Origin of the sequence: Aeromicrobium sp. 50.2.37, assembly GCF_024655735.1 — a bacterium.
GTDB lineage: Bacteria > Actinomycetota > Actinomycetes > Propionibacteriales > Nocardioidaceae > Aeromicrobium.
The window spans coordinates 1-13,676 of record NZ_JANLGG010000021.1; the positions used below are offsets into that span (position 1 = coordinate 1).

Genomic DNA, 13,676 nt, shown 5'->3' on the forward strand with positions numbered 1-13,676 from the left:
GCTCCGAGTGCTCGCTCGACCCCGGACCCGTCTGCCGGTCGAGGCCCTTTCGGAGCGCAGGTCGACTCGCAGCCACAGCGACGCAGCAGCAGGGAACGACCCACCCCGAGGGACGCGGCCGCAGGTCGACTCGCAGCCACAGCAACGCAGCCGCACGAGAAGACCCACCCGCGGGAGCGCAGCCGCACGAGAAGACCCAGCCGGAGCGACTCAGCAGCAACCCACGACCCACCCACGGCGCCCCACCAGCGACCGGGGCAACCACCCCGCAACGTCGGCACAACGTCGTTGCAACGGTCCTGTGACTAGCGTCACGCTCACCTGATCCCACCCCTTCGAGGAGCCCCCATGAGCGTGTTCGCCCAGCCCGGTACCGACGGTTCCGTCGTCACCTACAAGTCGCGCTACGACCACTGGATCGGTGGCGAGTACAAGGCCCCCGCGAACGGCCAGTACTTCGAGAACGTCTCGCCGGTCAACGGCAAGGTCTTCTGCGAGATCGCCCGCGGCACCGCCGAGGACATCGAGGCCGCCCTCGACGCCGCCCACGCCGCCGCACCCGCGTGGGGCAAGACCTCCGTGGCCGAGCGTGCCGTCGTCCTCAACAAGATCGCCGACCGCATCGAGCAGAATCTCGAGATGCTCGCTGTGGGCGAGACGTGGGACAACGGCAAGCCGGTCCGCGAGACCATGGCCGCCGACCTCCCGCTCGCCGTCGACCACTTCCGGTACTTCGCCGGTGCGATCCGGGCCCAGGAGGGCCACCTGTCGCAGATCGACGACGACACCGTGGCCTACCACTTCCAGGAGCCGCTGGGCGTGGTCGGCCAGATCATCCCGTGGAACTTCCCGATCCTCATGGCGGTCTGGAAGCTGGCGCCCGCCCTGGCCGCCGGCAACGCCGTGGTCATCAAGCCCGCCGAGCAGACGCCGGCCTCGATCATGCTGCTGATGGAGCTGATCGCCGACCTGCTGCCCCCGGGCGTCGTGAACGTGGTCAACGGCTTCGGCACCGAGGCCGGGGCCCCGCTGGCCTCCTCCAGCCGGATCCGCAAGATCGCCTTCACCGGCGAGACCACCACGGGCCGACTGATCATGCAGATGGCCAGCCAGAACCTCATCCCCGTCACGCTGGAGCTCGGTGGCAAGAGCCCGAACGTCTTCTTCGAGGACGTCGCGGCCAAGGACGACGCGTTCTACGACAAGGCGCTCGAGGGCTTCACGATGTTCGCCCTCAACCAGGGCGAGGTCTGCACCTGCCCGAGCCGCGCCCTGATCCAGAACTCGATCCTCGAGCAGTTCCTGCCCGCCGCCACCGAGCGGACCAAGCAGATCAAGCAGGGCAACCCGCTCGACACCGACACGATGATCGGGGCGCAGGCCAGCAACGACCAGCTGGAGAAGATCCTCAGCTACTTCGAGATCGGCGTGCAGGAGGGTGCTCGCATCATCACCGGTGGTGAGCGGGTCGACCTCGGTGGTGACCTGTCGGGCGGCTACTACGTGGCGCCGACGATCTTCCAGGGCCACAACAAGATGCGCGTCTTCCAGGAGGAGATCTTCGGCCCCGTCGTCTCGGTCACCGGGTTCGACGGGTACGACGACGCCATGAGCATCGCCAACGACACGCTCTACGGCCTCGGTGCCGCGGTGTGGTCGCGCGACACCAACACGGCGTACCGCGCCGGTCGCGACATCCAGGCGGGCCGCGTGTGGACGAACAACTACCACGCGTACCCGGCGCACGCCGCCTTCGGCGGCTACAAGTCCTCCGGCATCGGCCGCGAGAACCACCTGATGATGCTCGACCACTACCAGCAGACGAAGAACCTGCTGGTGAGCTACTCCAACAACGCGCAGGGCTTCTTCTGAGCCGACAGCGCTGACGCCTCGAGGTCCGGCCCCCAGGGTCGGGCCTCGAGGTCGTCCTCCCACCCGCACCACCCGAAGGAGTCGTCATGACCGTCGAGCGCATCGCGATGACCGAGAAGGCCGCCGACCTCCTGCGCGAGCTCCGTGCCTCCCACGGCAAGCCGCTGATGTTCCACCAGTCGGGCGGCTGCTGCGACGGGTCCGCACCCATGTGCTTCACCCAGGGCTTCTACATCGTGGGGCCCACCGACGTGCACCTCGGCGACCTGGACATCGGTCCCGAGCCGGGCATCGACGAGGTGGGCGTGGTGCCGGTGCACATCTCGCGCGAGCAGTTCAACTACTGGTCCCACACGCACATCACGATCGACGTGGTGCCGGGCCGCGGTGCGGGCTTCTCCATCGAGGGCCCGACGGGCCAGCGGTTCATCATCCGCTCGCGGATCTTCACCGAGGAGGAGACCGCGGCCCTCACGCCGGTCACGTAGCGCTGCGCCCCGGGACGGTGTCGTGCACGTGCGACGAAGCTGCGTCATGACCCGGGCCCACCCTCCTCTGCGTGGGGGATGTCGGCGCTCCGCGCCGCCCCGAGAGGATCCCCCATGCGTCGCACCCCCCGCGTCGGCCTGCTCGCTGCGGCCTCCCTGGTCGTCGCCCTGGTCGTGGCACCGCCTGCAGCCCAGGCCGCGCCGACCACGCCCGACGGCGCCTCTCCCGAGGCCGCGGCAGCGTCGTGCTGGGAGGTCAAGCAGGCCGAGCCCTCGGCCACCGACGGCGTCTACTGGCTGCTGACCCCGCAGCTGCGGACGCCCACGCAGTTCTACTGCGACATGACCACCGACGGTGGTGGGTGGGTGCTCGTGGGCCGCGGTCGCGACGGCTGGAGCTGGGACGGCGACGCCCAGGGCACCCCGGCGCAGATCGCGTCGACCCCGACCGGTCAGTCGGCGTTCGCGCCGAAGAAGCTGTCGACGGCCACCGTCGATGCCCTGCTCGGGGGTCGCCGCGTCGACGCCCTCGAGGACGGCATCCGCCTGCGCCGCGCCGCCTCTCAGGACGGCACAGCGTGGCAGGAGGTGCGGATGAGGGTCAGGTCGCTGGCCTCGTGGTCGTGGGCCTTCGGCGCCGGCCACCCGCTCACGTCGGCCTCGTTCGACGGCACGTCCTTCTCCGGGGCCACGTCGCGGGACTTCGGCACGACGTCGACGACGTCCGCCAACCGCTTGCGTCGGGTCTGGACGTTCGAGTCCAGCACCAACGGGTGGGTCCGTGGTTTCAACTACGGCAGCGCGGTCACCGGCTCCACCTCTGCCTCGAGCAACCTGTACGCCACGGGCAACGGCAATGCCACGCCGTTCACGCAGGTGTTCATCCGCCCGAAGCTGCGTCAGTCCGACGTGTCGTTCCCGACCGTCCCCGACGCCGGCACCGACGCGATCACCGCGCTGCCCGTGGCCAGGAGCGGGTCGCTCGCGCAGCCGTGGGGCGTCACCGGGACCGGCTCGGGCGGCACCGGGGAGCTGGGCACCGAGGTGCAGGCGTTCGCGCAGGTCGGGAACACCATGTACGTGGGCGGCAACTTCACCACCGTGCGCAACCAGTCGGGCTCCCAGAGCGTGGCGCAGCCCTACCTCGCGGCGTTCGACGCCACCACGGGGGAGTGGATCCCGTCCTTCCGCCCCCGGCTCAACCGTCAGGTGCGAGCGCTGGTGCGACTGCCGGGCGATCGACTGGCCGTGGGCGGCGACTTCACCACGGTGAACGGCAGCACGCGCCGCGGCCTCGCGGTGTTCACCGCCAGCGGCGCGCTCGACCCGAGCTGGACGACCGGCGTCGTGCAGACCACGGGGGACCGCAAGCCGACGGTCCGTGCCCTCGACGTCGCCGGCGGCCGTCTCTACGTCGGCGGCCGCTTCACCCACGTGCGGAAGGGCTCGAGATCCACTGCGTTGCCGTTCGTGGCGAGGGTCTCGTCGTCGACCGGCGTCGTCGACACCCGGTGGGCACCCAAGCTCAACGGCACCGTGGCCGACCTCGACGTCGCGGCCGACGGCAAGCGTCTCTACCTCGCGGGCTACATGACGAAGGCGGCCGGTCGTGCCGTGCGCAAGGGCCTCGCGCTGAGCACGGCGGCGAGGGCGCCGATCGCCTCGCCGGCCTGGAAGCCTCGCTACAGCACCACGGGCACGGCGACGTACCAGCAGGCGGTCCGGCAGGTCGGGTCCCGCGTCTGGCTGGGCGGCTCGCAGCACAGCATGTTCGCCTACGACGCGAGCACCCTGGCGCTGAAGGTCGCGCACATCACCCGGTCGGGCGGTGACCTGCAGGCGATCGGCGACAACGGCCGGGTCGTGTACGGCGGCTGCCACTGCGGCGACTGGAGCTACACCGGCGCCACCAGCTACGACTCGCTGAAGGTCGGGTCCACCTCGGTGGCCTGGAAGCAGGCGGGCAAGATCTCCCTGCTCGGGGCGTGGGACAACGCGACCGGTGCGTTCGTGACGACGTTCGCGCCGCAGTGGAAGTCCCGTGGCGGGTTCGGCGTGTGGGCGGTGACGGTGGCCAAGGACGGCACGCTGTGGGCCGGTGGGTCGATCCAGACGAGCGTGAAGGACGGCGGGGGCAACCAGTTCTCCGGCGGGTTCGCGCGGTTCGCACAGCGGCCGGCGTCGGCCCCGTCGGCGCCGAGCGGGGCCAAGGCCGTCGTGGAGGGCTCGTCGGCCACGGTCTCGTGGGGTGCGAGCGCGTCGAGCGGAGTGTCCTACGAGGTGCTGCGCAACGACCGGGTGGTCGCCACGACGAGCTCGACCACGGTCTCGGTGCCGGGCTCCACCTCGGCGGACCGGTTCTTCGTGCGGGCCAGCGACGGGCAGGGCAACTGGTCGGCGAGCACCTCCGTCGTGCGAGCAGCCGTCTCCTGACCAGGTCCGTCGGACGTGTGATGCGACCCACCCGAACTCCGTCGGAGCAGTCGCGTCATGGTCGCGCGTCTGGCCCCTCTTTCAGACCGTGAGCCGTCGGGGGAACGACCGGCTCGTGCTCCGAACCGATCGAGGATCCTCCGTGCGTACCAAGACCAGCCTCGCCGCGCTTGCGGCCGCCTTCGCCGTCGTCGTCACCGGGTTGACCGGCGTCGTGCCTGCCGCGCAGGCGGCCACGGTGGTGCCCGACGGTTCGACCCAGGCGTCGGCCGCCGCCTCCTGCTGGGAGGTCAAGCAGGTCAAGCCCTCGGCCACCGACGGCGTCTACTGGCTGCTGACGCCGCAGCTGCGGACGCCCACGCAGTTCTACTGCGACATGACCACCGACGGTGGTGGGTGGGTGCTCGTGGGCCGCGGTCGCGACGGCTGGAACTGGGACGGCGACGCCCAGGGCACCCCGGCGCAGATCGCGTCGACCCCGACCGGTCAATCGGCGTTCGCGCCGAAGAAGCTGTCGACGGCCACCGTCGACGCCCTGCTCGGCGGCGGGCGTGTGGACGCGCTGAGCGACGGGGTCCGCCTGCGTCGTGCCGCGAACGCCGACGGGACGTCGTGGCAGGACGTGCGGATGCGCATCAGGTCGCTCGCCTCGTGGTCGTGGGCGTTCGGCGCCGGCCACCCGCTCACGTCGGCCTCGTTCGACGGCACGTCCTTCTCCGGGGCCACGTCGCGCGACTTCGGCACGACGTCGACGACGTCCGCCAACCGTCTGCGTCGGGTCTGGACGTTCGAGTCCAGCACCAACGGGTGGGTCCGTGGTTTCAACTACGGCAGCGCGGTCACCGGCTCCACCTCTGCCTCGAGCAACCTGTACGCCACGGGCAACGGCAACGCCACGCCGTTCACGCAGGTGTTCATCCGCCCGAAGCTGCGTCAGTCCGACCTGTCGTTCCCGACCGTCCCCGACGCCGGCACCGACGCGATCACCGCGCTGCCCGTGGCCAGGAGCGGCTCCATGGCCCAGCCCTGGGGCGTCACCGGAACGGGCGCCGGTGGCACCGGCGAGCTGGCCACGGAGGTGCAGACCTTCGCCCAGATCGGCAACACGATGTACGTGGGCGGCAACTTCACCACCGTGCGCAACCAGTCGGGCTCCCAGAGCGTGGCGCAGCCCTACCTCGCGGCCTTCGACGCCACCACGGGGGAGTGGATCAGCAGCTTCCGCCCCACCTTCGACAACCAGGTCCGCTCGCTCGCGGCCCTGCCCGACGGCCGCCTGGCGGTCGGGGGCGAGTTCACCACGGCCAACGGTCAGGCGCGCTCCGGTCTGGCCGTCCTCGACGCGAGCAGCGGTGACCTCTCCGCATCGTGGACCACCGAGGTCCAGAACCGGGGATCGTCGGGGAAGGTCAGCGTTCGGGGCCTCGAGGTCTCCGACGGCCAGCTGTACGTCGGTGGGCTGTTCACGCACGTGGTCAAGGGCGACCTGGCCTGGTACGAGCGCAACGGTGCTCGCATCTCGCTGTCCACCGGCAACGGCGACGCCGCGTGGAACCCCAACTTCAACGGCACCGTCGCCGCGATGGACGTCGCCGACGACGGCTCCCGGGTCTACTTCGCGGGCTACATGACCGCCTCGGGCTCCACCACCGTGAAGAAGGGTGTCGCGATCAGCACCGCCTCGGGCGCCCCGGTCGCCAGCCCTGCCTGGGACCCCACCTACAGCACCTCGGGCGCCAGCTACCAGCAGGCCGTGAAGCAGCTCGGGTCGAAGGTGTGGCTCGGTGGCTCGCAGCACAGCATGTTCTCCTACGACACCTCCACGCTGACGCTCAAGGACACCAACATCACCAAGGCCGGCGGCGACCTGCAGGCGATCGACGGCACGAGCGACGTCGTGTACGGCGGCTGCCACTGCGGTGACTGGAACTACGAGGGCACGACCAACTACGACAACTTCAACCCCGGCACCACGTCCGTCGCCTGGAAGCAGGCCAGCAAGATCTCCCTGCTCGGGGCGTGGGACAACGCGACCGGTGCGTTCGTGACGACGTTCGCGCCGCAGTGGAAGTCCCGCGGCGGGTTCGGCGTGTGGGCGGTGTCGGTGGCCAAGGACGGCACGCTGTGGGCCGGTGGGTCGATCGAGACGAGCGTGAAGGACGGCGGGGGCAACCAGTTCTCCGGCGGGTTCGCGCGGTTCGCGCCGCGGCCGTCGAAGGCGCCGTCGGCTCCCAGCGAGGCCAAGGCCGTCGTCGAGGGCTCGTCGGCGACCGTGTCCTGGAAGGCGAGCTCGTCGGACGGGGTGTCCTACGAGGTGCTGCGCAACGACCGGGTGGTCGCCACGACGAGCTCGACCACGGTCTCGGTGCCGGGCTCCACCTCGGCGGACCGGTTCTTCGTGCGGGCCAGCGACGGGCAGGGCAACTGGTCGGCCAGCACCGCCGTCGCCAAGCCGGCGCAGTCGGCGACCGTCCTGGCCGACGGCGCCACCTGGTCCTACTACTTCGACAACACCGCGCCGGTGGCCACCGACTGGAAGGGCGACGCCTTCGACGCCTCCGGCTGGCGCAGCGGACCCGCCCCGCTGGGATGGGGGAGCGGTCCGATCGCGACCAACATCGACGTCGCGGCGGGCAGCACGCGCGCCCTCACGTCCTACTACCGGCGCACCGTCGACATCGCCGACGTGGCGGCCTTCACCCGCTACCGGCTCACGACGCGGGCCGACGACGGCATGGTCTTCTACGTCAACGGCACCGAGGTGGCCCGGGTGAACCTGCCCACCGGCACGGTCGGCCCGAGCACGTACGCCACGGCCGCGCCGAGCACGACGACCGCGACCGCGAACCCGGTGACGATCGACATCCCGCTCTCCGCCCTGCGGGACGGGTCGAACGTCATCACCGCCGAGGTGCACTCCAACTACCGGAGCACCCCGAACACGAGCTTCGACGCGAACATCGTCGCCTCCCGCTGAGGATCCCCATGACCGCACTCGACGTCCGCACCTCCTGGGACCGGCTCGCCGCAGCCCAGAAGGACGGCACCGGTGTGCCGCTGTACATGCGTGCGGTCAATCGACGGCTGGGGCGCGGCATCGCGGCGGTGGCGCACCGGTTCGGGGCCACCCCCGACCAGATGACGGCCGTCAGCGCCCTGCTGGTCGTGGCCGCCCTCGCCGTGCTGGTGCTCCCGGCCCCGAGCGTGCTCACGGGCGTGGCCGTCACGCTGCTGCTGCAGGGTGCGTTCGCCTTCGACGCGGCCGACGGACAGCTCGCGCGGCTGCGTGGCAGCGGGTCGGTGGCGGGGGAGTGGCTCGACCACACGGTCGATGCCGCCCGGACGCTGGCGCTCCACCTGGCCGTGGCCGTGGCGCTGCTGCGCCACACCGACCTCGACGTGGCGTGGGCACTCCTGCCACTGGGCTTCGCCTTCGTCGCCTCGGTGCGGTTCTTCGCCCAGATCCTCGCCGAGCAGCTCGCGCCACGCAGGAGCGACCGGGCGGCGTCGGCCGGTCGGTACTCCTCGATCGTCCAGCTGCCGGCCGACGTCGGGGTGCAGAACCTGGTCTTCCTGCTCTGGCCGCTCCCGGGCGCCTTCCTGGTGGGGTACGGCCTGCTCGCCGCGGCGAACCTGCTCCTGCTCGTCATGACCCTGCGCCGCCGCCTCCGGGCGCTGCGCGCGCTCGGATGAGCCCGCTCGGGTCGAACCGCGGGCCGGCCGTCGGGCTGCGTGCGAGCATGGTGCGGTGGCAGCGATGAGGGTGCGCGAGATGTCGTGGACCGACCTCGTCGGCACCGAGCCGACCCGGCGGCTGCCGTCCGACCCCCTGCCGGCCTGGCCGCTCCTCACGATGCTCTGGGGCTTCCCGCTCATGTGGGTCCTCGGGCTCACCGTCGTGCCGGGTGCGGTCACCATGGCCGTGGTCATGCTCGGCTTCATGCTGGTGCGGCGCTACGCCCTCTGGGTCCCGGGCGTGGGGGCGCTCGTCGGGCTGTGCCTGTGGATGGCGGCGTCGGCGGTCATGATCGACACCGGCCCGCGCATGCTCGGCTTCGGCTTCCGCCTGGCCATCATGTCCTTCGTCGCGATCGCCTTCGTGTACACGGTCGCGGCACGCACGCGCCTCACGCGACGGCGGCTCGTGCACGGACTCACGTTCCTGTGGTTCTTCGTGATCGTCGGCGGAGTGCTCGGCATGCTCCTGCCGGGCACCCGGCTCACGACGCCCGTCGGCATGCTCCTGCCGGCGTCGATCAGCGGCAACTCGTACGTGCGCGACCTGTTCTTCCCGCCGTTCGCCGAGGTGCAGCACCCCTGGGGTGCGCCCGAGCCGTTCGTGCGTCCCTCGGCGCCCTTCCCGTACGCCAACAGCTGGGGTGTCGCGATCCTCGTGCTCACCCCGATCGCGCTCGCCTGCTTCATGATGACCCGGTCGTGGCTCCTGCGGTGCGCCATCATCGTGGGTGCGGGCGTCATGATCTTCCCCGCCATGGCCACGTCGAACCGCGGCATGTTCGCCGCGCTCGCCCTGGCCGGGGCCTACGTGCTGGTGCGCTACGCGCTGCGCGACCGGGCGGCACCGGTCATCACGCTCACCCTGCTCGGGCTGGCTGCCGGAGGGGTGCTGGTCTGGCAGGGCCTGTTCACCCAGTTCGAGGTGCGTCAGGAGTACGGCCAGTCCAACGGCGCCCGCTTCACGCTCTACGCCGAGACGATCCAGCGCACCCTGGCGTCGCCGCTCCTGGGGTACGGCGCACCCCGGCCCTCCGCCGAGCAGGCGCTCTCGGTCGGCACGCAGGGCTACATCTGGACGCTCATGTTCAGCTTCGGCTTCGTCGGGCTGGCGCTGTTCCTGGCCTTCCTCTGGGGCTCGACCTGGCGCACCCGGTACTGCCGCGACGACGTCGACGTGGCCCTGCACGCGACGCTCGTCGTCTCGAGCCTCGCGATCATCGTGTACGGCCTCGACATCATCCAGCTCCTCGCCATCGCGCTCGTGGCGGCGATCCTGCTGAGGCGTCGCTACGGCCTCGACGATGACGACTGAGGTCACGTCGGGTCGGTCGGGCCTCGGCACGGCAGCCGTCGCGAACCTCGTGGGGGGTGCGCTCGGTGCGATGGTCAACCTCGTGCTGGCCGCGCTCGTCGGCCGGCACCTGGGGACCGAGGGGTCGGGTGTCTACTTCCTGGTCGTCGCCGTCTTCCTCATCGTCGCCAACAGCGCCGAGCTCGGTGCCGACACGGGTCTGGTGCGGTTCGTCGCGGCCACTCGGGCGCTGGGTCGCCCGGAGGACACGGCGCAGATCGTCCGGACGGCCGTCGTCCCCGTCCTGGTGGGCGGGGCCGTCGTCGTGGCCCTCGGCACCCCGCTGGCCCTCGCGGTCGCGCCCTCGGGCCTCTCGCCGGTCGTGGTCGTGGCGGCCGTCCCGCTCACCGTGCTGGCCTCCCTGACGGCCCTGGCCCTGGGCATCACCCGAGGTGCGGGCGACCCGCTCGCGTTCCCGCTGGTGCAGAACATCCTGCTGCCGGCCGGGCGGATGGTGGCGGTGGGCGTGGCCGTGCTGGCGGGCTGGGGTGTCAGCGAGGTCGTCGCGGCCTGGCTCCTCCCGGTGCCTCTCGTGCTGGTCGTCGCGACGGCGCTCGCCGCGCGTCACGTCACGGGTCGCGCCCGGATCGAGGGCCGGGCGCGGACGGCCTACCCCGGCTTCTGGCGGTTCAGTGCCGCGCGCGGCGCGACGGCGTGCGTCGAGATCGTGCTCGAGTGGGTCGACGTGGTGATCGTCGGCGTCTTCGCCTCCCCGGCCGAGGCGGGTGTCTACGCCGTGGTGACGCGGTGCGCACGGGCCGGCGAGGTGGTGCAGCAGGCGGCACGCATTGCCGTGGGCCCGGCGATCAGTGCCGCGTCGGCTCGGGGCGACCACGCCCTGGTCGGACGTCTGTACGGCGTCGTCACCGCAGCCATGGTGTGGGCGGCCTGGCCCTTCTACGCCGTCCTGGCGGTGTTCGCGGAGCCGGTGCTGGGCATCTTCGGCGACGGGTTCGACTCCGGTGCCCCCTCCCTGCGCGTGCTGGCGGCGGCCATGGCGGTCGCCACCGCGGCGGGCGCGGTGCAGAGCGTGCTCCTCATGGCCGGTCGAAGCAGCTGGCAGCTCGCCGACAAGACCGGCGCCCTCGCCCTCGACGTCGTGCTGCTGCTCGTGCTGGTGCCGCACTGGGGCATCGAGGGTGCCGCGGTCGCCTGGGCGGTCACGATCGTCGTCGACACCGCGGTCGTCGGCTACCAGGTGCAGGTCCTCATGGGCGTGCGACCGCCGTGGGGGCCGATCCTCCTGGCCGCGGCCCTGCCGGCCGTCCTGGTGCTGGCGCCGAGCATGCTGGTGGCCGCCACGTGGGGCACGGGCGCCCGGGTGGCCGTGACCACCACGGCAGCCCTCGCCGTCGTCTACCTGGCCGTCGGAGCACTGCTGCGCCGACGGCTGGGCCTGGTGGACCTGGTCAGGCTCCGCGGAGCCTGAGCCGACGCAGCCGCTCCGTCACGGCCGCGCGTCGCGCTGCGGGAGCAGCACGGTGAGCGCGACGTCGACACCCTGGGCGCGCAGCAGCCCGCGGAGGCGGCGTGCGGCGAGCGCGTCGTCGTCGACCGAGCGGGCCAGGACGATCTGGTCGCTCCGGGTGGCGAGGGTGACCTTGAGCGCGTCGGACGTGAGCTCGGAGGAGTCGATGACGACCACCTCGCCGCCCCACGTCGCCTGCTTGCGCTGGGTGGGCCACCCGCGGGCCAGCTTGCCCTCGTTGATGACGGCGGCGTCCACGTGACGCACGGCCCGACCGCGACGGCGCAGCGCCTCGGCGAGGGCCGCGCCGGGCTGGGTGCCCACCGACCCGTCGACGACGAGCGTGTAGCCGGTGTCGGCCGGCAGCTCGCTCGGGAGCTTGAGCATGAGGGCCGCGATGTCCCACGTGTCCTGCGGTCGCGGGTCACGGGTGCCGTCGAGGACGGCCGCCTCGTGGATCGAGCCGAGCCCGCCCACGTCGCCGATGCCGGCGCTCGCGGCGGTGCGACGCGTCAGGGCGACCGGCACCGCGACGAGCAGGCCGAGGGCGAGGCCGGCCACGCCGAGCGGCAGCACGCCGAGCGAGGACGGGCCGGAGGGTGTGGCCGTGGCTCCGAGGATCTGGCCGGGCGTGGTGTCGGCGGTGGCGAGCTCGGCCGCGCGGTCGCCCAGCGACTCGGCCTGGCGCAGGATCGAGGCCTTGGCAGGCGAGCCCGCCGGGTAGCGCTGCGCCGAGCGCTCGAGCATCGAGACGCGGTCCCAGGTGGCCTCCTGCTGGGCCTGCACCTCGTCGGCAGCGGTCTTGCCGCGCACACCGAGGAAGGCCTCGGCCACGGCACGCGACCCGGTCGCGGCGGCGTCGGCGGAGGAGGCCGTGTAGGTGATGTTCAGCACGGCGGTGTCGGGCGGGTTCTCGACGCGCACACCGTCCTTCAGCTCGCCTCGCGTGGTGCCCAGGTCGTCGGCCGCGGCAGCCAGCACGTCGCCGGAGGTCACGAGCTGCGCGGCGGTCGCGACGTCGAGGGCGGCGGTGGCGCTCGACCCCGAGGAGGGCACGTCGACCGAGGAGACCCGCACCGACGTGGTGGCCGTGTAGGTCACGGGCAGGACCGCCCAGGCGAGGACGCCGAGCAGCAGCCCGACGGCGGCGCCGAGCGCGAGGACGCGCCAGCGACGGCGCAACGATCCCGCGAGCTCGCTGAGCTGGACGGGCTGGGGCGGTGCGGGCTGCATGGAACTGACTCCTTGGGACCGGGACATCATGCAAGAGGAGTGCCGTGGCCGGCGTTCATGACGCCGGGGTACCGGTGCGTACCCCTGTGACGTGCGTCATTGACCCTCATGGGTCTGCCGCTAGTATGGGGCTCGTTGTAACCGCCTGTGTCAAAAAGCGCAGGTGGTCCGGCCGGGACCTCGTCACCTCGAGAGACGGCTGGAATTCATCCAGGGGAAATACATGTCTGAAAACTCGTGCACATCCGTGCGCGCGTCCACCTCGACGTTGGACGACGCGCATCTGCTCGGGCTCGCCAGAGACGGTCACGACGACGCCTATGCCGAGCTCTTCCGCCGCTACCGCCCGGTGGCCCTGCGTCTCGCCAGACGCCTGTCGTCGCACGGCGACGCCGAGGACACCGTGTCCGAGGCGTTCGCCCAGGTGCTCGGCCAGCTGCGTCGGGGCAACGGCCCCGACCACGCCTTCCGCGCCTACGTGCTCACCTCGGTGCGCCACGAGGCCGGACGTCGGGGTCGACTGCGTCAGCGCGTCCAGCCGACCGACGACCTCGCCAAGATCGACACGGCGGTCCCGTTCGGCAACGGTCAGCTCGACAGCTTCGAGCGCGACCTCGTCCGCACGGCGTTCGAGTCGCTGCCGGAGCGCTGGCGCACCGTGCTGTGGTACCTCGACGTCGAGGGACTCAAGCCGCACGAGATCAGCGAGCGGCTCGGCCTCAAGCCCAACAGCGTCTCCGCTCTCGTCTACCGGGCGCGGGCCGGGCTGCGCGAGGCCTACCTCGCCCAGCACGTCGCCGTCGACACCGGGTCCGAGACCGAGGAGTGTCGCCAGGTGCGGCCCCGCCTCGCCTCGCTCGTGCGACGCACGGCCGGCATGCGTGAGCAGAAGCGCATCCACGCCCACCTCGAGACCTGCCCCGCGTGCATGGCCAGCTACCTCGAGATCGAGGACGTCAACGCGCGCGTGGTCGCCCCCACCGGCACCACCGGGCTCGCCGACGGCATGAGCACGGTGGCCGGCGCGACGGCCGGGATCGTCGCTGCTGCGGCGGTCGTCGCCGCAGCGCGCGGCTGACCACCTCGCCGCACC

The 13,676-nt window shown here is 71.8% G+C and carries 9 protein-coding genes; 8 read left to right on the forward strand and 1 reads right to left on the reverse strand.

What is annotated here, in order from left to right:
- Window positions 1-348 precede the first annotated feature (348 nt).
- The 7 genes from NUV38_RS12095 to NUV38_RS12125 all read left to right on the forward strand — a co-directional run bounded on the left by NUV38_RS12095 (window position 349) and on the right by NUV38_RS12125 (window position 11,311).
- Complete coding sequence (locus NUV38_RS12095) at window positions 349-1,872, forward strand: aldehyde dehydrogenase family protein (RefSeq protein WP_055964450.1); 1,524 nt, start codon at window positions 349-351, stop codon at window positions 1,870-1,872.
- Window positions 1,873-1,958: 86 nt separating this feature from the next.
- Window positions 1,959-2,360 carry a DUF779 domain-containing protein gene (locus NUV38_RS12100; RefSeq protein ID WP_257729356.1) on the forward strand — a complete coding sequence of 134 codons (402 nt, stop codon included), beginning with the start codon at window positions 1,959-1,961 and terminating at the stop codon, window positions 2,358-2,360.
- A 114-nt stretch (window positions 2,361-2,474) separates the two neighbouring features.
- Complete coding sequence (locus NUV38_RS12105) at window positions 2,475-4,793, forward strand: fibrinogen-like YCDxxxxGGGW domain-containing protein (protein ID WP_257729357.1); 2,319 nt, start codon at window positions 2,475-2,477, stop codon at window positions 4,791-4,793.
- A 142-nt stretch (window positions 4,794-4,935) separates the two neighbouring features.
- Complete coding sequence (locus NUV38_RS12110; protein ID WP_257729358.1) at window positions 4,936-7,770, forward strand: fibrinogen-like YCDxxxxGGGW domain-containing protein; 2,835 nt, start codon at window positions 4,936-4,938, stop codon at window positions 7,768-7,770.
- An 8-nt stretch (window positions 7,771-7,778) separates the two neighbouring features.
- Complete coding sequence (locus NUV38_RS12115; protein WP_257729359.1) at window positions 7,779-8,486, forward strand: CDP-alcohol phosphatidyltransferase family protein; 708 nt, start codon at window positions 7,779-7,781, stop codon at window positions 8,484-8,486.
- Window positions 8,487-8,550: 64 nt separating this feature from the next.
- On the forward strand, window positions 8,551-9,843 hold the full coding sequence (locus NUV38_RS12120; RefSeq protein ID WP_374627056.1) for an O-antigen ligase family protein: 1,293 nt from the start codon (window positions 8,551-8,553) through the stop codon (window positions 9,841-9,843).
- Window positions 9,833-11,311, forward strand: a complete 1,479-nt coding sequence (locus NUV38_RS12125; protein WP_257729361.1) for a lipopolysaccharide biosynthesis protein — start codon at window positions 9,833-9,835, stop codon at window positions 11,309-11,311. Before NUV38_RS12120 ends, NUV38_RS12125 begins: the two co-directional genes overlap by 11 nt.
- An 18-nt stretch (window positions 11,312-11,329) precedes the next feature.
- Here the strand turns inward: NUV38_RS12125 and NUV38_RS12130 are convergent, their stop codons facing one another.
- Window positions 11,330-12,583 (reverse strand): Wzz/FepE/Etk N-terminal domain-containing protein, encoded by a 1,254-nt coding sequence (locus NUV38_RS12130; RefSeq protein WP_257729362.1) that lies wholly within the window; start codon window positions 12,581-12,583, stop codon window positions 11,330-11,332.
- Window positions 12,584-12,806: 223 nt separating this feature from the next.
- Here NUV38_RS12130 and NUV38_RS12135 point away from each other — a divergent pair, with 223 nt between their 5' ends.
- A complete protein-coding gene (locus tag NUV38_RS12135; protein ID WP_257729363.1) occupies window positions 12,807-13,661 on the forward strand; it encodes a sigma-70 family RNA polymerase sigma factor in 855 nt (284 codons plus the stop codon).
- Window positions 13,662-13,676: the final 15 nt, after the last annotated feature.